We start from the raw sequence: 20061 nt of genomic DNA on the forward strand, positions 1-20061 counted from the left end.
GCGCTTGACTCCCTGATGGGCGAGTTCGAGCTGATCCGCACCTACTTCGCCGCCGCGCCCTGTGCGCAAGGCGGCGAGGGCATTGCCCTGGGGATCGGCGACGACTGCGCCTTGCTGGCAGTTCCCCCCGGGGAACAGCTGGCGATTTCAACCGATACCCTGGTGGCCGGCGTGCACTTTGCCGACCCCTGCGACCCGTTTTTGCTCGGCCAGCGTTCGCTGGCGGTGGCAGTCAGCGACTTGGCGGCCATGGGCGCCCATCCCCTCGCATTTACCCTTGCACTCACTACACCGACGGTCGCGGCCGATTGGTTGCAGCGCTATGCCCAGGGTTTGAATGCCATGGCCCAGCGCTGTGGTGTGGGCCTGGTGGGCGGTGATACCACCCGTGGGCCGCTGAGCCTGACCGTCACCGTGTTCGGCCGTGTCCCGGCGGGGCTGGCGTTGACCCGCAGTGGCGCGCAGCCCGGCGACCTGCTGTGTGTCGGCGGCGAGCTGGGCAATGCGGCCGGGGCCTTGCCGTTGGTGTTGGGGCAGCGTAGCGCTGCTGCGCAGATCGCCGAGCCGCTGCTGGGCCATTACTGGTCGCCGCAGCCGCAACTGGCCCTGGGCATGGCGTTGCGTGGCAAGGCTACGTCTGCGTTGGATATTTCCGACGGTCTGCTGGCAGATTGTGGGCATATCGCCAAGGCTTCAGCCGTAAGCCTGGTGATCGAGCGGCACCGTTTGCCGCTGTCGGCGGCGTTGCTGGCCTTTCTGGGGGATGATCAAGCGCGTTCCGCAGCCTTGAGCGGTGGCGATGATTACGTCCTGGCGTTCACCTTGCCGCCCGCTGAGCTGGCGCCATTGCTGGCCGACGGTTGGCCGGTGCATATTGTCGGGCGCGTAGAGGCGGGGGCCGGCGTGCGACTGCTGGATGCCGGTGGCCATGACATCACCCCGGCCGTGCGCGGTTATCAACATTTTCGCGAGACGCCGTGACCCGCCGGGCTGCGCTACCCTTTACAGCGTTGTAGAAACGATCGCTTTACCATGGAGGGCGTCATCATGGGGCTACGACGCTGGTTGCTGATTCTGCTGTGTGTGGTCGCGTCTCCCGTGTGGGCCGATGACACCCCCGAAGTGCCCGGCCAGATCCGTCTGGCCAGTGAAACCTGGAATGACTACACCAACGCCGATGGCAGCGGCCTGGCCTGGGATGTGTTGCGAGAAGTCTTCGAGCCGGCCGGGGTCAAGGTCAAGATCCGCAGCGTGCCCTACACCCGTTCGGTCGGTCTGGCCCGGCGGGGCGAAGTGGATGCCTGGGTCGGCTCCTATCATGATGAGACCGAGGGCGTGCTGTACGCCCGCTGGCACTACGACTCCGACCACATCTACGCCCTGGGCCTGGCGGGCAGCCCGGCGCCGACCCTGGTGACCCTGGGCTCTTACCGCCTGACCTGGGTACGTGGCTACAAGTACGAGGAATACCTGCCCAATATTCATCGTTTCAACCAGATCGAACGACGTAGCGGGATTTTGCCGATGCTCCAGCATGGGCGGGCCGACTTCTACATTGATGCCCTGGCCGAACTGCAGTACATCCTCGGCCAGGCTGACGACCCATCGGCGTTCAAACTCACGCACATTGCCGAATTGCCGTTGTTCCTGGGGTTTACCGACAGTGAGCGAGGGCGGTCATTGCGGGGGGTATTTGACCGGCGCATGGAGTTGTTGGTGAAAAGCGGCGAGTTGAAACCGATTTTCCAGCGCTGGAACCAACCGTATCCGTTTTGACGCCCATAGAACCAAGGCAAAGGCCAATCGAACCTATTGATCTTTATCAGCGATAATTCAGCTTAAGCGTCTGTAGGAACGTGCTGTTACAATGCCCGCCTCTGTGAAATCTGAAATCAGGAGCACACGGTGCCCGTCGTTTTCGTCGCTGCTTCCAAGCTGCCTACCCCTTTTGCCACGTTCACCATGCATGGCTTTCTTGAAAAAGCCTCCGGGCGCGAGCACGTCGTGCTCAGCCTGGGCGATGTGGCCGATGGCGCCCCGGTCCTGGGCCGCTTGCACTCTGAGTGCCTGACCGGTGACGCACTGTTCAGCCAGCGCTGCGACTGCGGCTCGCAACTGGAAGCCGCCATGCAAGCCATTGCCCGTGAAGGCCGTGGCGTGCTGCTGTATCTGCGTCAGGAAGGCCGTGGCATTGGCCTGCTGAACAAGATCCGCGCCTACGAACTGCAAGACGGTGGCGCCGATACCGTCGAGGCCAACGAGCGCCTGGGTTTCGCCGCCGATCAGCGCGATTACGCCATCTGCCTGCCGATGCTTGAGCACCTGGGCATCCAGTCCCTGCGCCTGATGACCAACAACCCGCGCAAGGTCAAGGCCTTGACCGAGATGGGCATCACCGTCGCCGAGCGTGTGCCGCTGCACACCGGGCATAACCCGCACAACAAACTCTACCTGGCGACCAAGGCCAGCAAGCTCGACCATATGATGGGCAACGAGCATCAGGGCGAGGCAGACCGGGCGTGACGCGCGGCCAGGTCAAGCGGCGCCTGTCCTTCAGTTGGTGGCAGTACCTGGCGCTGGCGTTGTTGCCGTTATTCGTGATCAATCTGGTATTTGGCCAGGGCGAGCCGTTGTTGCCGGTGCTGGCAATGCCATTCTTTATCGCCGGCGTTGCCTCGATGTTTGCCAGCCTGCGTTACTTCCATGCCTATAAACATGCACTGATCGCCACCTCCAAGGCCCTCGATACGCCTGAAGAGCCGGCCGCGTGGATCACCCTCGCGGCCCGTCGGCGTACGGCGCTGCTGGTCGCGGCGTTTCCCGCCTGGATCGGTGCACTGGCAGTGTTCGTCGGCCTGGAAGCGGTGCCGCTGTTTCTGCTGGCATTGTCGACCCTGGTGCTGTTCTACCTCTATCGCATCCCGCGTCAACTCGGCTGATGCGCCTCTGGCTGGCGGGTCTGCTGCTGGCCGCCAGTGCGTCGGCGATGGCGGTCGAGCGGGTGGTCAGCCTCGCGCCTTCCTTATCTGAAATCGTCGTTGAACTGGGTGCCAGCGATCTGCTGGTGGGCGTACTCGACGGCGGTGAACGGCCTGACGCGCTGCGTAGCCTGCCCTCGGTGGGGCGTTATGGGCAGTTGGATCTGGAACGACTGCTCAGCCTGCAGCCTGACTTGCTGCTGCTCTGGCCCGGCAGCGTCGGCCCGGCCCAGCGCGAGCAGCTCAAGCGTTTGAACATCCCTGTTTACGTCGCCGAACCCCATAGCCTTGAACAACTGAGCAGCCAGGTCGAAGCCATCGCCCGACAGCTAGGCCGCGCTGATGAAGGTCGCCAATTGGCTGCCCGCTTGCGTCAACGCTTGGCCGAGTTGCGCCAGCGCTATCAGCGCAGCCAGCCGTTGCGGGTGTTCTATCAGGTGTGGAACCAGCCTCTGTACACCGTGGGCGGTGGGCAGATCATCAGCGATGCGCTTAGCGTGTGTGGCGCGCGCAATGTGTTTGATGACCTCAAGCTGCCAGCCCCGCAGGTCAGTATCGAATCGGTGTTGCAACGTGATCCCGAAGTGATCCTCGCGGCGGATCAAGCGCAACTGGACGATTGGAAGGCCTGGCCCCAGGTGGCGGCGGTGGCTCAGGGGCGTTTGCTGATCGTGCCGGACAAAGGCCTGGAACGGCCCAGTGGGCAGATGGTGGAGGCGGTGGGCCGGCTGTGTCAGGTGATTGCGCCGAACAGCTGAGAGCGCTATCGCAGGCAAGCCAGCTCCCACATTTGACTGTATTCACACATCAAAAGGTGGGCGCTCGGCAGTGCAGAATATTTTGGCCGCACCACAGAACACATGTGGGAGCTGGCTTGCCTGCGATGGCGTCGGCCCGGACAACCTCAGAGCTGCGGCGTCCACGTCACCCCAAGCATCCACGTCCGGCCTTCTTCGCGGTACGGCTGGTTGTTCTCGAAGTTTGGATCGTCATAGCTGTACCAGGCCCGCGTATAGCGGCGATCCAGCAGGTTATCGACCTTCAGCGACAGCGCCACTTCCCGATTCAGCGCCCAACCGCTGCGCAACCCCAGCAGGTAATAGCCCGAGAGGCGGTGCTTGTTGTCTTCGGCATCGTAGCTGCTGCTGATGGCCTGCCAACTGGCGCCCAGGCTCAATTGTTCGAACTGCCGATCCAGGTCCAGGTTCAGGGTGCGCCGGGCACGGCGTGCCAGGGTGTGGCCGCTGTTGCGGTCGCGTGGGTCGATGATCGACAGGCCGAGGTTGCCTTGCCAGCCGAACAGTTCTTGCTTGAGTGCGGCTTCGAAGCCGTTGATGCGGGCGGTGGCGACATTGTGCGGACCCGAATTGTCGTAGATGATCGCGTCCTTGATATCAGTCCGATATAGCGAGGCTTCTAACCGGCTGACGTCGCTGAGTTGGCTACGCCACTGCACCTCGTAGCTTTTTGAGGTTTCAGGTTTAAGGTCTGGATTGCTGCTTATAAACCCGTTTTCGTTCGGGTAGTACAGATCATTAAACGTCGGCGCACGAAAGCCTTCGCTGTAACTTAGCAACACGTCGTTTTCGCTGTTAACTGGCAAGGTCAGCGTACCGCTCCAACTGTTCTGCCCGCCAAATTGCTGGTTTTGGTCGCGGCGCAGCCCCAGTTCGGTGGAAAACCACTCGCCCTTGAAACGATGCTGGATAAACGCGGCGCGGTTCCAGCGGCTGTTTTCGCTGAGCGTGGTGCTGCCGTGAAAACGGTCTTCATACCAATCACCGCCCAGGATCAGGCTGTTTTGCTGATCGAGCGTCAGGTCGTTCTGCCAGTTGATCGAGTCGCGATAGGTGTTGAACACACTGAAGTCAGTGCTGAGCTTGTCGCGTTTGGTGTCGCGGTTTTCGCTGTGGCCCAGCTCCACGCGGGTCTGCCAGGCCTCGTTGAGTTGGGCGTCGATGTACGCGCTGGCGCTGCTGACGGTGTAGTCGGTATAGGGCTTCTGGCCGACACTTTGCCCGGTAGCGAAATCATAGCGACCAAAGCTGTTGTCATATTCCGACTTGCCCCGGCTATCCAGCAGGTTGAAACCCACCTCCAGCTCATCGCTGAACTCATGGCTCAGGTTCAAGCTCAGCGACTTATTGCGATAGGCATCATGGTCGCGGTCGCTGGGGAAGGAGGTGTGGCTCCAGTCGATACCGGCGGTGTCATCCAGGCTCGCACCCAGGTTGAAGCGCGTGCGTTCATCGCCGCCCGACAGGCCCAGGCTGCGTTCCCAGGTGTTGTGGCTGCCAAAGCCCAGCTTCAAGCGCGGCTGCAGGCCTGGCCCGGCATTGCGGCGGGTAAATACCTGGATCACCCCGCCAATCGCATCGCTGCCGTAAATCACCGAGCGCGACCCGCGCAGCACTTCCACCCGCTCAATCTGATCAATATTCAGGTATTGCAGGCCGCTGTCGCCGGACGTGCTATTGGCAATCCGCTGGCCATCCACCAATACCAGGCTTTGCGCGGACTTGGTGCCACGTATGAAAATCCCCGGCAAGCTGCCCCGGCCACCGGTGCGCGCCACTTGCACGCCGGGCACGCGGCTGAGCAGGTCGGTCAGGCTGGAGGGTTGCAGGCGGTCGATATCGTCCCGGGTGAACACGGTGTTGGCAGCACTGCTGTCATTGCGTGCCTGCACCTGGCGGTTGGCGCTGATCACCACATCGGGGAGCTTCAGGGCAGCGTCGCGGGTGTCGGCGAGCAGGTCCACAGTGGGCAAGAGCAGGAGTGGCAGGGCAAGTCGAAGGTGTTTCATGGGCCGTCCATGGATTCCAAGGCAATACAAAACAAATGTGGGAGCTGGCTGGCCTGCGATTGCGTCGCCCCGGTCTCTCTGAAAGACCGAGGTGTTTGCATCGCAGGCCAGCCAGCTCCCACAGTTTGGTCCGGTTTACAGGCCGAGCAAAGCCATGCGATGGCGAACCGCAGCCTCGATCCCCGCTTCATCCAGCCCACACTCAGCCAGCATCTGCGCGGGTTTGGCGTGCTCCACATAAATGTCCGGCAAGCCCAGGTGCAGCACCGACTTGAGGATGTTCTCCCGCGCCAGGAATTCGCTGACGGCCGCACCGGCGCCGCCCATGATGGCGTTTTCTTCAACGGTCACCAGCAATTCATGGCTGCCGGCGATCTCGCGCACCAGGGTTTCGTCGAGGGGTTTGACAAAGCGCATGTCGATCACGGTGGCGTCGATTTTCTCCGCCACTTTCAGGGCTTCGGCCAGTTGCACGCCAAACACCAGGAACGCGGTCTTGCTGCCCTGGCGCCGCACGATGCCCTTGCCGATCTCGATCGGTTCCAGGTCTTTCTCGATCACCGCATTCGGGCCGTTGCCACGGGGGTAACGTACCGCTGCCGGGCCGTTGTACAGGTGGCCGGTGCTGAGCATCTTGCGCAGCTCGTTCTCGTCGCTCGGGGTCATCACCAGCATGCCGGGGATGCAGCGCAAGTACGACAGATCGTAGCTGCCGGCGTGTGTCGGGCCGTCTTCGCCCACCAAGCCGGCGCGGTCGATGGCGAACAGCACGTCGAGGTTCTGCACCGCTACATCGTGAATAAGCTGGTCATAACCGCGTTGCAGGAAGGTCGAGTAGATCGCCACCACCGGTTTGGCGCCTTCGCAGGCCATGCCGGCGGCAAAGGTCACCGCATGTTGCTCGGCAATCGCCACATCGAAGTAACGCAGCGGGAAACGCTCGCTGAACGCCACCAGGTCCGAGCCTTCCTTCATCGCTGGGGTAATGCCCACCAGGCGCGGGTCGGCGGCGGCCATGTCGCACAGCCATTCGCCAAATACACCGGAGTACTTCGGCCCGCTGGCCTTTTTTGGCGCCGCCACGGGCGCGTCCAGCGGTTCGAGCTTGGTGATGGCGTGGTAACCAATCGGGTCGACTTCCGCCGGGGCGAAGCCTTTGCCTTTCTTGGTGACGATATGCAGGAACTGCGGGCCCTTGAGGTCGCGCATATTGCGCAGGGTGGCGATCAGGGTCGGCAGGTCGTGGCCGTCGATCGGGCCGATATAGTTCCAGCCCAGCTCTTCGAACAGGGTGCCGGGGACCAGCATGCCCTTGGCGTATTCTTCGGTGCGGCGGGCAATTTCCCACGCGCCGGGCAGGCGTGACAGCACTTTTTTGCTGCCTTCGCGCATGCTGGCATAGGTGCGGCTGGACAGAATTTTTGCCAGGTAATTGGACAAGCCACCGACATTGCGCGAGATCGACATGTCGTTGTCGTTGAGGATCACCAGCATATTGGCGTCCACTTCCGGCGCATGGTTCAACGCTTCAAACGCCATGCCGGCTGTCAGCGCGCCATCACCGATCACGGCAATCGCCTTGCGATCACTGTTTTGCAGACGGGCGGCAATCGCCATGCCCAGGGCTGCACTGATCGAGGTGCTGGAGTGGCCGACGCCAAAGGTGTCGTATTCGCTCTCGGAGCGGCGCGGGAAGGCGGCGATGCCGTCCTTCTGGCGCAAGGTAGCCATGCGCTCGCGGCGTCCGGTGAGGATTTTGTGCGGATACGCCTGGTGACCCACGTCCCACACCAGCCGGTCGTCCGGGGTGTCGAATACGTAATGCAGCGCGATGGTCAGCTCGATGACGCCCAGGCCTGCACCAAAATGCCCACCGGTCTGGCCGACCGTGTAGAGCAATTCCAGGCGCAACTCATCGGCCAGGGTTTCCAGCTCGGCTTCACCCAGACGGCGCAAGCCGGCCGGCGTGTTGGCACGGTCCAGCAGCGGCGTGGTCGGGCGCTTGCGGGGAATCTCTTGAAACGTCGTGGGCATCAGGCGAATCGTTATAGGTATAGAAGAGGCGGCAGTTTACCTCAAGCATCGCAAACTGCCCACGCAGAGCACCGAACTTGGCCGATATGCGGCGGTAATCGCCGCCGTAATCAGTGGCGGCGTTCGACGATATACCGCGCCAGGTCACGCAGCGGCTCGGCTGCCGCGTCGAATGGTCGCAGGGCGGCCAGGGCCTGGTCGCGCAGCTCCAGGGCATAGGCCTTGGCGGCATCCAGCCCTAACAGCGACGGATAAGTCGGCTTGTCACGGGCAATATCGGCGCCCTGGCGCTTGCCGAGGGTCGCGGTATCGCTTTCCACGTCGAGAATATCGTCCTGCACCTGGAACGCCAGGCCGATGGCCCGGGCATAGATCTGCAAAGCGGCCAACTGCGCCGCTTCGGCGCGACCACTGGCCAGGGCGCCGAGGTGCACGGCAGCCTCGATCAGCGCCCCGGTCTTGTGCCGGTGCATATATTCCAGGGCTTGCTGGTCCAGCTTGAGGCCGACCGAGCCGAGGTCAATTGCCTGGCCCCCGACCATACCGGCCGGGCCTGCGGCGGCGGCCAACGCAGTGACCATGCGCAGGCGGATCTCGGCATTCACACCGCTCAAACGCGGGTCGAGCAGGGCACTGAACGCCAGGCTTTGCAGGCCGTCGCCGGCGAGGATCGCACAGGCTTCGTCAAAAGCCTTATGGGTAGTGGGCTGGCCGCGACGCAGATCGTCATCGTCCATGGCTGGCAAATCGTCATGCACCAGCGAATAGGCATGAATCAATTCCACCGCACACGCCGCGCCATTGGCTTGCGCGGCATCCACGCCCAGCGCCTCACAGGCCGCATAGGCGAGCAAAGGCCGTACGCGCTTGCCGCCGTTCATCACGCTATAGCGCATGGCTTCATACAGCCTGGCCAACTCCGGGCTTGGCGCCACAAACAGCGGTTCCAGCGCAGCATTGACCCGGGCCTGACTGCTGGCCTGATAAACGTCGATCATTGCGCTTGTTCCGCGTCGAAAGGTTCTTCGGCCAACTCCCCATCCCGTTCCAGCAACACCTGGACCTTCTGCTCCGCCTGCGCCAGAGCGCTCTGGCAATCGCGGGTCAGGCCAATACCTTGCTCAAACGCCGTCAACGAGTCTTCCAGCGACAACTCGCCGTTCTCCAGACGCTCGACCAGGGTTTGCAGATCGGCGAGGGATTGTTCGAAATCGAGTGCAACTTTTTTGCGGGCCATGGCGGCTATTCCGGTTGACGGTAAACGGGCGCGACACTAGCAGATAGGGGGGGTAGGGGCAAATGAGGGGCGCTTGAGCGCACCGGGGTTTTTCAGTCATACAGCCAAGGCTTCAGCTCCTAAGCAGCTCAATGAAATGGTCAGGAAGATGCTGGATGAGCATAAGGACGTGGCCAAACCCGGCGACTTCGAGCTCGATGACATCATGCTGCTGCTGCGTGAAGCCAATGGGTTTGCCCAGCAATGGGTTGACAGCATGACGCGGGAAATCCTGGCAGAAGAGCGCGCCCTGCAAAACAAATGGGGCGATCTGCTGAACTAGCCGTTGCGCGCAGTGCCGGTTTCCACCAGACGTGCAAACTGGCATTGACCCTGGGCCTGCTCCAGGCTGCCCTCAAACGCCACCAGCCCTGCATGCACCTGTTGCAGGGCTTGGATCTGCGTCATCAACTCGAGCTTCTTTTGCGCGATCGCCTGGTTGGCGCGCTGCCACGGCAGCTCATCGCCACGGTGCCCGTGGAGAATTCCCTGCAACTCCTTGAGCTTGAAGCCCAACTGCTGCGCGCACTTGATAAACGTCAGCAGCTCAACGCTCTGCGCCGAGTAAACCCGATACCGCCCCTCGCGTTGCGGCGGTGGCAGCAAGCCGATGTCCTCATAGTGACGAATCGCCTTGATCGTCGTGCCTGACAACTGCGCGGCTTTACCGATGTACATGCAGATCCATTCCTAAAAGAGTGTGCCAGCCTTTTTCAGCCACTTGTCGCGCTGCGCCGCAGTAGAGCCCAGCACAGGCCCGAACATGATTGTCTTGATCGGCTTGATACCACACAACTCAAGGGTGGTCTTGCGCATCTGGTGCAGGCCGGGCATGTGGTAGAACCAGCGGTAATACCACGGCGGCGTATCCAGGGCCACCAGCAGATGGGCGGTACGGCCCTTCAAGAGCTTGTCGGGGAATGCTTTGCCCTTGCGGTATTTGAAGGCGAAACCGGGCAGGAACACGCGGTCGATGAAGCCTTTCATCAATGCTGGAATTCCCCCCCACCAGATAGGGAAAATAAACGTCAGATGATCGGCCCAAAGGATGTCGGATTGCGCCATGAGCAAGTCCGGCTCCAAGGCTTGTACCTGAGCGTAACCGTGGTGCAGGACAGGATCGAAGCTCAACTCGCCCAGATACAAGGTGCGCACTTCGTGGCCGGCGCGGCTGGCTGATTCGCGATAGGCAGAGGCTAAGGCGTAGCAGAAACTGGTGCTGGCGGGGTGGCCAAGAATGAGCAGGATGCGGCGGGTCATGGGTGGGGAGTCCTGAGGTCGGGGCCCGCAGGATGGCGTGTGACCCTAGGGGGAGAGTCAAGTACCCAGGAATGGCCTGATCGGGCGCTATCGCAGGCAAGCCAGCTCCCATATTTGATCTTCGTTGTGTTGAATACCGGGTTCACTCTGTTTGGTCAGGACCTGAAATGCAGTCCCCCAAACCCTAACTGCCCCGATGGGTCTGCCGATACTCGCCCGGCGGCACGCCGGTGCGGCTCTTGAAGGTGCGGTGGAACGAGCGGGGTTCGGTGAAGCCCAGGTATTGGGCGATGTCCTGGATCGGCAGGTCGCTGTGCAGCAGGTAGTGCTCGGCCAGTTCCTGGCGCAGGTCGTCGAGGATCTGCTGGTAGGACGTGCCGGCCTGCTGCAGTTGGCGTTGCAGGGTGCGCACCGACATGGCGAACTGTTCGGCCACCTGTTCCTTGCGCGGCAGGCCTTCCTTGAGCAACTGGCGCAGGGCGTTTTTCACCCGCAGCGCCAGGCTTGAATCGTCCAGCGAGGCCATCAGGGCCAGGGCATGTTCTTCCAGGGTGCGCAGCAATTGCGCATCGGCCTGGCGCAGGGGGGTCTGCAGGTAACTCAAGGGCGCCACCAGGGCCGAGCAGGGTTGCTCGAACAGCACCGGGCAACCGAAGAAGTCCTCGTATTGGCTGAGCTGCGCGCCGTCCGGCAATGGGTGTTCGAGCAACACCTGGCTTGGCGACAGTTCGGTGTCGGCGATCCAGCGGGCATACACCAGCCAGGACGCCAGCACGTTCTCCACCATATGCCGGCGGATGCGCGGCTGCTGGTGGCGGCAGTTCCAGATCAGGCGGACTTGGTCATGGACCATTTCGGCGCGGCTGGTGCCCATGTCGCCCACCAGTTTTTCGAACGGCATGATGCGGTTCATTGCCTCGCCCAGGGTCGCGCAGTTCATGGTGATGTAGCCGAGCACGCTCCACGAGTTGGGCAACACGAAGCGCGCTGAATTGAGCCCGAACAGCAGGTCCCCGGAATGTTCGCAGAAATACTCCAGCAGGCGTTCGTGGGCTTCCACAGGCAGGCGCAGGCTGTTGTCGTCCAGTTGGCCGGCAGTGATCCCGGCCGCCTCCAGTGCGGGGGCGGTTGCCACGCCGAGCTGTTCGGCATGGCGCAGGTACTTCAGCAGAGGAGGGACGGAGGTAGAGCCGAGTGTCTGCATGATCGGGTTCCTGGCGGGGTGTTGCCGGCGGCAGTGCCTTGCGCGCGTCGATGGCACGCAAGGTAATTTGAAATCGTGACTAAAGTAAATGCTCCCGTGGATACATCCGGTAATACAGCGAGTGACCCAATTGGCTACTCCATCTGTCCCGATGCGACCGTGACAGCCAGCGCCGGCTGTTTAGTATGGGAGCACTGAAAATCACAAGATCTGCTGGGAGAAACAGGCATGCGACGCTGGAACGGCTGGGGCGAAGAAACCACGCAGATGGAGATGCCCGCCCATGGCGCAGCGTTTCTGCGCGAGCGATTGGGCGACGGGCACACCCTGCCGGACGCCAGCCTGGACAGTGCCCTGGCCGCAGTGCCCGCGTCGCGGCTGGCGCCCCACACGCTTTACAGCATCGAGCCCCGGGACCGTCTGATGCATGCCCGCGGTCAGAGCCTGCCGGACTGGCTGGCCCTGCGTGAAGGTGCCCTGGGTCGGTACCCGGATGCTGTGGCCCTGCCGGAAACTGTCGAGCAGATCCGCCAGCTGCTGGCCCTGGCCGACAGTGCCGACCTGTGCCTGATTCCCTATGGCGGTGGCACGTCCGTGGCCGGACATATCAACCCGCCGGCCTCCACGCGCCCGGTGCTGACGGTGTCCCTGGCCCACATGAACCGCCTGCTCGACCTCGACGAACAAAGCCTGATCGCCACGTTCGGCCCCGGTGCCAGTGGCCCCCAGGTGGAGAGCCAGTTGCGTGCCAAAGGCTACACCTTGGGGCACTTCCCGCAGTCCTGGGAGTTGTCGACCCTGGGCGGCTGGGTGGCCAGCCGCTCGAGCGGCCAGCAATCGCTGCGCTACGGGCGGATCGAGCAACTGTTCGCCGGCGGCACCCTGGAAACGTTCGCCGGGCCCCTGGAAATCCCGAGCTTCCCGGCCTCGGCCGCCGGCCCTGACCTGCGGGAAGTGGTGTTGGGCAGCGAAGGGCGCTTCGGCATCATTTCCACGGTCAAGGTCCGGGTCAGCGCGCTGCCCGAGGACGAGCGCTTCTATGGCGTGTTCCTGCCCGACTGGCCCCAGGCCCTGCAGGCGATCCGCCGACTGGTGCAGGCACGGGTGCCGCTGTCGATGCTGCGTCTGTCGAATGCCATGGAAACCCAGACCCAACTGGCGCTGGCTGGTCATCCCCATCAAATCGCCTGGCTGGAGCGCTACCTGGCACTGCGCGGGGCTGGCGAGGGCAAATGCCTGCTGACTTTCGGCGTCACCGGCAATCGTCGGCAGAATGCGCTGTCGTTGCGCCAGGCGCGCCAGCACCTCAAGGCTTTTGGCGGGGTGTTCACCGGCACCCTGCTGGGCAAGAAATGGCAACAGAACCGCTTTCGCTTCCCCTACCTGCGGGAGAATCTCTGGAATGCCGGCTACGTGGTCGACACCCTGGAGACTGCGACCGACTGGTGCCATGTCGACGCCTTGTTGCACGCGATCGAGGCCAGCCTGCGTGACTGCCTGGCGGCCGAGGGCGAGCGGGTCCATGTGTTTACCCACCTGTCCCATGTCTATGGCGAAGGTTCGAGCATCTACACCAGCTACGTGTTCCGCCCGGCGGCGGACTACCCGGCCACCCTGGAGCGCTGGAAGGCCCTGAAGCAGGCGGCCAGCCGCACCATCGTCGACAACCACGGCACCATCAGCCACCAGCATGGCGTGGGCAAGGACCACGCGCCCTACCTGCCGAGGGAGAAGGGCGAACTGGCGATGGCTGCGCTGCACAGCCTGAGCCGGCATTTCGATCCGGCCGGGCGTCTGAACCCCGGCACCCTGCTGGAAGACTAGGCCCATGAGCGATGACTGGAATGCCCAGTGGCGCGCGGCCGTGCTGCCGCAACTGGCGAATGAAACCTGGGACTTGATCGTGATTGGCGGTGGTATCAGCGGCGCAGGGATCCTGCGCGAGGCGGCCCGGCGCGGTTGGCGCTGCCTGCTGTTGGAACAACGGGATTTTGCCTGGGGCACCTCCAGCCGCTCGTCGAAAATGGTCCATGGCGGCCTGCGCTACATCGCCAAGGGCCAGTGGCGCCTGGCCCGTGATTCGGTACGCGAGCGCCAGCGCCTGATGGGCGAAGCACCGGGGTTGGTGGAACCCGTGAGTTTCCTGATGCCGCACTATCGCGGCGGGTTCCCCGGACCGCGGGTCTTCGGCGGCTTGCTGCGCCTGTATGACGCCCTGGCCGGTTGTCGCAGCCGCCAGTTTCATAAACCTGCGCAACTGCGCTACCTGGCGCCGGGGTTGATGGAGCCGGGGCTGCTGGGGGCTTCGCAGTTTCGCGATGCCCTGACCGACGATGCGCGCCTGGTCATGCGTGTGTTGGCCGAGGCCCGCGCCGATGGCGCCTGGGCGCTGAACGGCCTGCGGGTGCGCCAGTTGCTGCGCGAGGGCGGGCGGGTGTGTGGGGTCGAGGTCGAGGACACGCAAGGCGCTGCCGTTATGCAAGTGCGTTGCGCGGTGCTGGCAGTGGCCACCGGCGCCTGGGCTGAACGCCTGCAACCGGGTGGTGGGCAGCGGCAGTTGCGGCCCTTGCGAGGCAGCCACTTGTTGTTGCCGGGCTGGCGCTTGCCGGTGGCCCACGCCTTCAGTTTCATGCATCGGCGCGACGGTCGCCCGGTATTCGTCTTTCCCTGGGAAGGGGCCACTGTGGTGGGCACCACCGACCTGGATCATCGCGAGGACCTGGACCTCGGGGCGAGCATTACCCGCGAAGAGCTCGACTACCTGCTGGAGGCCTGCGCCCAGCCATTTCCCCAGGCCGAGGTAACGGCGGCGGACGTGCTGTGCACCTGGTCCGGGGTGCGCCCGGTAGTGGGCGCCGCTGACTCCCAGGCCAAGCCCTCCAATGAAACCCGCGAGCATGTGCTGTGGCAGGAGCCGGGCTGCGTGACGTTGGCGGGGGGCAAGCTGACCACCTTCAGGCCCCAGGCCATCGAGGTGTTGCGGGCCTGTGCCGGGATGCTCGGGAAGACCCTGGAGGATGACGGCACGCCAGTGTTCCAGGCCGTGCCACTGCAGGCGATTCCTGGGCTGAGCGCCGCCGGCCTGAGGCGTCTGGCCGGGCGCCATGGCCGTGACCTGCCACGTTTGGCCCGGCTGATACGCAGCCTGGGCAGCGAGTGTGTCGGCGCCAGCGATACCTTGTGGGCGGAGCTGGCGTTTGCCGCCGAGGCCGAGATGGTCCTGCACCTGGACGACCTGTTGTTGCGGCGCACCCGTCTGGGGTTGTTACTGCCCGACGGCGCCGCTCACTACCTGCCAGACATCCGCCGGCTATGTCAGCCGCGCCTGGGCTGGGACGACACGCGCTGGGAACAGGAACAGCAGCGCTACCTGCAACTCTGGCAACGCCATCACAGCGTCCCGTCCGCCTCGATCTGAAGAGCGCGTCATGAATAAAGAGAGCTTCGTGGATAACAATTCCCCCGACAAACACTATGTGCTGGCGATCGACAACGGCACCCAGAGTGTCCGCGCGCTGTTGTTCGACTTGCAGGGCAATCTGCTGGGCAAAGGCAAGGTCGAGTTGCAGGCCTACTACTCCACGCAGCCCGGCTGGGCCGAGCAGGATCCGGATTACTACTGGCGCAAACTGGGCGAAGCCTGCCAGCAATTGTGGGCGCAGACCGGCATCGACCGCAGCCTGATCCGTGGCGTGTCCCTGACCACCCAGCGCGGCACTTTGATCAATGTCGATGCCCAGGGCCAGGCCTTGCGCCCGGCGATCCTCTGGCTCGACCAGCGTCAGTGCGAGCCCGAGGGCGGGATCAAGGGCCCGTGGGGCTGGCTGTTCAAGTTGATCGGCGCCGAGGCCACGGTGGACTATTTTCGCGCCCAGGCCGAGGCCAACTGGATCGCCCAGCATCAGCCGGATATCTGGGCCGCCACCGACAAGTTCCTGCTGCTCTCGGGCTTTCTCAGCCATCGCCTGACCGGGCGTTTTGTCGACTCGGTGGGGTGCTGCGTGGGCTACTTGCCCTTCGACTTCAAGCACCTGCGCTGGGCCGCGCCCCGGGACTGGAAATGGCAGGCCCTGGCGGTGCGTGCGCAGCAGCTGCCGCGCCTGTATAAGCCAGGAGAAGAACTGGGCCGCATCACCGCCGAGGCCAGCCGCCACACAGGGATCCCCGAGGGCCTGCCACTGATTGCCGCTGGCTCCGACAAGGCCTGCGAGGTGCTCGGTTCCGGCGTGGTGGAGGCGACGACCGCGTGCCTGTCCTACGGCACCACGGCGACCATCACCACTACCCGCTCGCGCTACCTGGAGATAGTGCCGCTGATCCCGCCGTATCCGGCGGCGATCCCCGATCACTACAACTGTGAAGTGATGATCTATCGCGGCTACTGGATGGTCAGCTGGTTCAAGAACGAGTTCGGCCTGCGGGAAATGCAGCAGGCCCGGGAGCAGGGCCTGGAACCGGAGCAACTGTTCGATGCGCTGGTCAACGCGGTGCCGCCCGGCTCCATGGGCCTGACCCTGCAACCCTACTGGTCGCCGGGCATCCGCGAGCCGGGTGTAGAGGCCAAGGGCGCGATGATCGGCTTTGGCGACGTGCACACCCGTGCCCATATCTACCGGGCGATCCTCGAGGGGCTGGCCTATGCCTTGCGCCAGGGCAAGGAGCGTATCGAGCGCCGGTCGAAACTGTCGATCAAGCGCTTGCGCGTGGCCGGTGGCGGTTCCCAGAGCGACGCGGCGATGCAACTGACCGCCGATATCTTCGGCCTGCCCGCCGAGCGTCCGCATGTCTACGAGGCGTCCGGGCTGGGGGCGGCGATTGCCTGTGCGGTGGGGCTTGGGCTGTACCCGGACTTCGATACCGCCATCGCCGCCATGACCCGCACCGCCGAGGTGTTCATGCCCCAGCCCGAGGCGCAACAGATGTACGACCGCTTGTACCGCGAGGTCTACCTGCACATGTATCGCCAGCTCAAGCCGCTGTACCAGAGCATCCGCGAGATTACCGGCTACCCGGCGTAGGCCCAGGCTGTATGGCGCTATTGGAGAGTCGTTTTGGCAAGATCGGACAGTGTCGGGGGATACCCGGATTGTTAGGCTGAACGCATCTAAAAAAAGAGCGTAAAGCCATGAAGTTGCCGTCGTTGCTGCTGTGCCTGGGGCTGTGCAGTCTGTCGCCTGGGGCCGGTGCATGGTCCAATCACAGCGTGGGCAGCTACCTGGCCCTGCGGGATTTGCCCGCGTTGCGCGAGGCGCCCGAGGTGGCGGTCGAGTCCCTTGAGCAGTTTGTGTCCGAGCAGTACCCAGGGCTGGTGGCCTTGCTGGACGAACAGGAAAACTTCGCCCGCAAGCACTTTCCCGACTACCCGCCGCGCCCCGACAACCTGCGTCTGGCGCCGCAGCCTGGGGCCGATCTGCGCCGGGACTTGCTCATGGCCCTGCGGGTCAACCCACAGATCCACCTGGCCCAGGTGATCCAGCCCATGCCCGGCGAGGACCTGGCTGGGCGCCCGCAGCTCAAGGCCACCGAAGTGATGGTCGAACAGACCCTCTCGCCGTGGAATCGCCAGCGCTTTATCCAACTGCAGTCGGGGCAGACGGTCGCGCCGCTGGCCGTGCTGGCAACCGCCGCGGACGAGCCGGACTACGGCCACGATATCAACCTGTTCAGCGATAACCCAGGGGCGGTCGGCGCACTCTATGGCTTCGGTGTGCAGTCGTTTGGCGACGCGCGCTTCCAGTACAGCTCCCAGGCGCCGTTTCATATGGGCTTCTTTCACGAGAGCGCGGTGGTCTATGTGGCGGCGCCTTTCCTGTTGCGCAACTGGCCGGACTGGCGGGCCTACCAGTACTTCGGTCTGGCGCGTTTTGCCTTCGCCAATGGCCATCCCTACTGGGGCTATCGCTTCCTCGGCTGGGGCATGCACTACCTGCAGGACCTGACCCAGCCGTATCACGCCACCACTCTGCCGGGCGATGACTTGACCAGCATGCTGCTGATGGAAGGCAAGGCCCTGGCCGGCTACGACAGCGACAAGCGGGCGGCGATCGAACGTGTCGCCACGCGCCACAACGAGGTGGAGCGCTACCAGTTCGCCTGGCTGCGCCACCTGCTGCTGACGGGGGCGGATAACCCGATGCTGGCGGCCTATGCCGACGCCACTCAGGACGCCGATTACCCGGCTTACTCGACGGACTACCTGCGCCAAGTGGTCAGTGCCCAGGCGGATGCCCAGGCCGTGGCGTTCGACGAGGCCATCGGCCAGTGGCTGACCACGCCCGGGGCGACCCAGAGCTTCAGTGCCGGCAACCAGTTGTCCGCCGAACGCTACGACCATGCCCGGCTCAACGAACAGTTGGTGCAGTTGCTGCGCCACTTTGGCGCCCACAGTCGCAACTACGTCAGGGCTGGTCTCGACCGCCCGGCGCAGTAACAACAGACAACGCAGTGCAATAACAACAAAAAAGGTTGCAGGGGAGAGACGGTAATGAGCACCACAGTGCGCGCGCAAGGCTCGGGATCCGAGGGTAAATGGTCCATCACATCCACTGGGGCGGGCGTCGGCCTGGTAGGTCTGTTGCAACTGTGCAGCGGCGGGACCGTGCAGGCCATGGAGTTCAGCGTGCTGGACAACCAGGTCACCGGCTCGTTCGACAGCACCCTGTCTTATGGGCGTCTGTGGCGGGTCCAGGGGCGTGACAAGGGCAACGACGACGTCAACACCAACGACGGCAATCGCAACTTCGATACCGGGCTGGTTTCCGAGGTGTACAAGATCACTTCGGAGCTGGAAGCCAACTATCAGAACTACGGGCTGTTCGTGCGTGGCACGGGGTTCTATGACACCCAGATCATGGACAAGCGCAACGACTACTACCGCAACAACAACCCGTCGCAACCCAGCCAGAGCCATCCCCAGGATGACCACTTCACCGACCAGACCCGCGACATTGCTGGTAGCCGTGTAGAGATTCTCGACTCCTACATCTATGGCAACTGGGACGTTGGCCAGATGCCCCTGACCGCGCGCCTGGGGCGCCAGGTGTTCAACTGGGGCGAGGGCATTTTCTATCGCGGCGGGGTCAATACCACCAACCCGGTGGACGCGGCCAAGTACCGCCTGCCGGGCGCCGAGGTCAAGGAAGTGCTGATGCCGGTGGAAGCCATCAGCTTCAATATTGGCTTGAGCGACAACCTGTCGATGGAGAGCTTCTATCAGTGGAACTGGAAGGAGACCCGCATCGACCCGGTCGGCACCTTCTATTCCCAGAGCGACCTGTTCGCCGATGGCGGCCGCACGGGGTACAACAACTTCACCGGCAGCGCCCTCGACACCCCGACGCCCATCGGCGGCAACGTCATCGGGTTATACGACGCCCTGGGCAACAACCCGATGTTCGGCGGCATGCTGCGCAGTACCGGGCTGTATGCCAACGGCATGACCCCGGCCTACGGCAACACCCTCAAGGTGGCGTCCATCGGCAAGGACTACAACGCGCGCAACGATGGCCAGTACGGCTTTGCCTTCCGCTACATCGCCGAGGAACTCAACAGCACCGAGTTCGGCCTGTACCTGGTCAACTACCACGCCAAGGAGCCGACCATCGCCGCAGACCTGGCGGGTTACAAGGGCATCGACATGGCGGCGCTGACCAGCATGCTGTCGTCGGTGGCCGGCAGCCAGGCCGCGGCCTTGGCCAATGGCCTGGCGACGGTGGATGTAATGGGCAATATCCAGGCGCACCGGCGTTATGCCGAAGACATCCGCATGTATGGCTTCAGCTTCAACACCACCCTGGGCAAGGCCTCGGTGTTTGGCGAGCTGGCCTACCGGCCGAACCTGCCGATTGGTATCGCCGCGACCAACGACCTGATCGGCGACCTGGCCAATGGCGCCGGCGCGGCGGCGGGCGGGCAGTTCATCAATGTCGGCGGGCAGATGGTCAACCTCAACAGCCAGATCGACAACTCCGAGCGCGTCGAGGCCTTCAACACCTCGCTGGGCAGCATCTACAACTTCGGCCCGGGCCTGAGCTTCGACTCGCTGTTCGGCGTGTTCGAACTGGCCTCCGAGCACCTGCGTGGCAGCAGCCTGAAGTACCAGGCCTACGATGGCAGCACCCGCTACTACGCGGGCAGCGGCAACACCTCTTATGTGTCTGGTGGTGAGCGTGATGACCAGGTCAGCCGTGATTCCTACAGCTATACGGTGATGTTCAACGGCACCTGGAACGACGTGTTCGCCGGGGTCAACCTGTCGCCCTACGCGGTCTACAAGGACGACTTCAAGGGCAACTCCTATCAGGCCGGCAACTACATCGAGGGACGCAAGGCTTACACCCTGGGGCTCAAGGCCAACTACCAGAACAAGCTGGAAGCCGAGCTGCAATACACCGAGTTCTTTGGTGGCGGCCAGAACAACGTGATCCGCGACCGCGACAACATCGGTTTCAACCTCAAGTACTTCCTGTAAGCCGCTGCCGTGCTGCGGCGCGAGGGCGGCTGC

At 63.5% G+C, this 20061-nt stretch carries 17 protein-coding genes and 1 pseudogene; 11 read left to right on the forward strand and 7 right to left on the reverse strand.

The annotated features are described in order from the left end of the window. Positions 1-15 precede the first annotated feature (15 nt). From thiL to HBR94_RS00410, 5 genes are all read left to right on the forward strand, one after another. Positions 16-981, forward strand: a complete 966-nt coding sequence (thiL, locus tag HBR94_RS00390) for a thiamine-phosphate kinase (RefSeq protein ID WP_057438971.1) — start codon at positions 16-18, stop codon at positions 979-981. Positions 982-1047: 66 nt separating this feature from the next. After that, positions 1048-1776, forward strand: coding sequence for a transporter substrate-binding domain-containing protein (locus tag HBR94_RS00395; protein WP_057438972.1), 729 nt, complete (start codon positions 1048-1050; stop codon positions 1774-1776). Positions 1777-1905: 129 nt separating this feature from the next. Beyond that, positions 1906-2523, forward strand: a complete 618-nt coding sequence (gene ribA, locus HBR94_RS00400) for a GTP cyclohydrolase II (RefSeq protein WP_057438973.1) — start codon at positions 1906-1908, stop codon at positions 2521-2523. After that, positions 2520-2939, forward strand: a complete 420-nt coding sequence (locus HBR94_RS00405; RefSeq protein WP_057960742.1) for a nuclear FMR1 interacting 1 family protein — start codon at positions 2520-2522, stop codon at positions 2937-2939. The genes ribA and HBR94_RS00405 overlap by 4 nt, the downstream gene beginning before the upstream one ends. Then, positions 2939-3736, forward strand: coding sequence for a cobalamin-binding protein (locus HBR94_RS00410; protein WP_170043989.1), 798 nt, complete (start codon positions 2939-2941; stop codon positions 3734-3736). The genes HBR94_RS00405 and HBR94_RS00410 overlap by 1 nt, the downstream gene beginning before the upstream one ends. A gap of 146 nt (positions 3737-3882) precedes the next feature. Here the strand turns inward: HBR94_RS00410 and HBR94_RS00415 are convergent, their stop codons facing one another. The 4 genes from HBR94_RS00415 to HBR94_RS00430 form a co-directional block, all read right to left on the reverse strand. Further along, positions 3883-5784, reverse strand: coding sequence for a TonB-dependent receptor (locus tag HBR94_RS00415; protein ID WP_170043990.1), 1902 nt, complete (start codon positions 5782-5784; stop codon positions 3883-3885). A gap of 135 nt (positions 5785-5919) precedes the next feature. After that, positions 5920-7818, reverse strand: a complete 1899-nt coding sequence (gene dxs / locus HBR94_RS00420) for a 1-deoxy-D-xylulose-5-phosphate synthase (protein ID WP_115129102.1) — start codon at positions 7816-7818, stop codon at positions 5920-5922. Between the two features lie 110 nt (positions 7819-7928). Next, positions 7929-8816 carry a (2E,6E)-farnesyl diphosphate synthase gene (gene ispA / locus HBR94_RS00425; RefSeq protein ID WP_057444863.1) on the reverse strand — a complete coding sequence of 296 codons (888 nt, stop codon included), beginning with the start codon at positions 8814-8816 and terminating at the stop codon, positions 7929-7931. Next, entirely contained in the window at positions 8813-9055 is a 243-nt protein-coding gene (locus HBR94_RS00430) for an exodeoxyribonuclease VII small subunit (protein WP_029299452.1), read from the reverse strand. The genes ispA and HBR94_RS00430 overlap by 4 nt, the downstream gene beginning before the upstream one ends. Positions 9056-9203: 148 nt before the next feature. On the opposite strand from HBR94_RS00430, the gene HBR94_RS00435 reads away from it, so the two are divergent. Next, complete coding sequence (locus tag HBR94_RS00435) at positions 9204-9377, forward strand: hypothetical protein (RefSeq protein WP_170043991.1); 174 nt, start codon at positions 9204-9206, stop codon at positions 9375-9377. Here HBR94_RS00435 and HBR94_RS00440 read toward each other — a convergent pair. The 3 genes and pseudogenes from HBR94_RS00440 to HBR94_RS00450 all read right to left on the reverse strand — a co-directional run bounded on the left by HBR94_RS00440 (position 9374) and on the right by HBR94_RS00450 (position 11558). Continuing rightward, the gene (locus HBR94_RS00440; protein WP_057438975.1) at positions 9374-9772 is read right to left on the reverse strand and encodes a MerR family transcriptional regulator; all 399 of its coding nucleotides are present in this window, start codon (positions 9770-9772) and stop codon (positions 9374-9376) included. The genes HBR94_RS00435 and HBR94_RS00440 overlap by 4 nt on opposite strands. Next, positions 9759-10354, reverse strand: a pseudogene (locus HBR94_RS00445) (NAD(P)H-dependent oxidoreductase). Before HBR94_RS00445 ends, HBR94_RS00440 begins: the two are co-directional and overlap by 14 nt. A 184-nt stretch (positions 10355-10538) precedes the next feature. After that, positions 10539-11558 (reverse strand): AraC family transcriptional regulator, encoded by a 1020-nt coding sequence (locus tag HBR94_RS00450; RefSeq protein ID WP_115129096.1) that lies wholly within the window; start codon positions 11556-11558, stop codon positions 10539-10541. Between the two features lie 228 nt (positions 11559-11786). On the opposite strand from HBR94_RS00450, the gene HBR94_RS00455 reads away from it, so the two are divergent. The 5 genes from HBR94_RS00455 to HBR94_RS00475 all read left to right on the forward strand — a co-directional run bounded on the left by HBR94_RS00455 (position 11787) and on the right by HBR94_RS00475 (position 20028). After that, positions 11787-13382: an FAD-binding oxidoreductase gene (locus HBR94_RS00455; protein WP_170043992.1), complete on the forward strand. Its 1596-nt coding sequence runs from the start codon at positions 11787-11789 to the stop codon at positions 13380-13382. Positions 13383-13386: 4 nt separating this feature from the next. Further along, positions 13387-14976 carry a glycerol-3-phosphate dehydrogenase/oxidase gene (locus HBR94_RS00460; RefSeq protein ID WP_170043993.1) on the forward strand — a complete coding sequence of 530 codons (1590 nt, stop codon included), beginning with the start codon at positions 13387-13389 and terminating at the stop codon, positions 14974-14976. Between the two features lie 10 nt (positions 14977-14986). Further along, positions 14987-16576 (forward strand): FGGY-family carbohydrate kinase, encoded by a 1590-nt coding sequence (locus HBR94_RS00465; RefSeq protein ID WP_057438979.1) that lies wholly within the window; start codon positions 14987-14989, stop codon positions 16574-16576. A gap of 107 nt (positions 16577-16683) precedes the next feature. Continuing rightward, the gene (locus HBR94_RS00470) at positions 16684-17988 is read left to right on the forward strand and encodes a phospholipase (protein WP_170043994.1); all 1305 of its coding nucleotides are present in this window, start codon (positions 16684-16686) and stop codon (positions 17986-17988) included. Between the two features lie 54 nt (positions 17989-18042). Further along, on the forward strand, positions 18043-20028 hold the full coding sequence (locus HBR94_RS00475) for a DUF1302 domain-containing protein (RefSeq protein WP_170043995.1): 1986 nt from the start codon (positions 18043-18045) through the stop codon (positions 20026-20028). Positions 20029-20061 lie beyond the last annotated feature (33 nt).

The sequence above is a fragment of the Pseudomonas sp. WS 5412 genome (assembly GCF_012985615.1).
In the GTDB taxonomy this organism is placed as follows: domain Bacteria; phylum Pseudomonadota; class Gammaproteobacteria; order Pseudomonadales; family Pseudomonadaceae; genus Aquipseudomonas; species Aquipseudomonas shahriarae.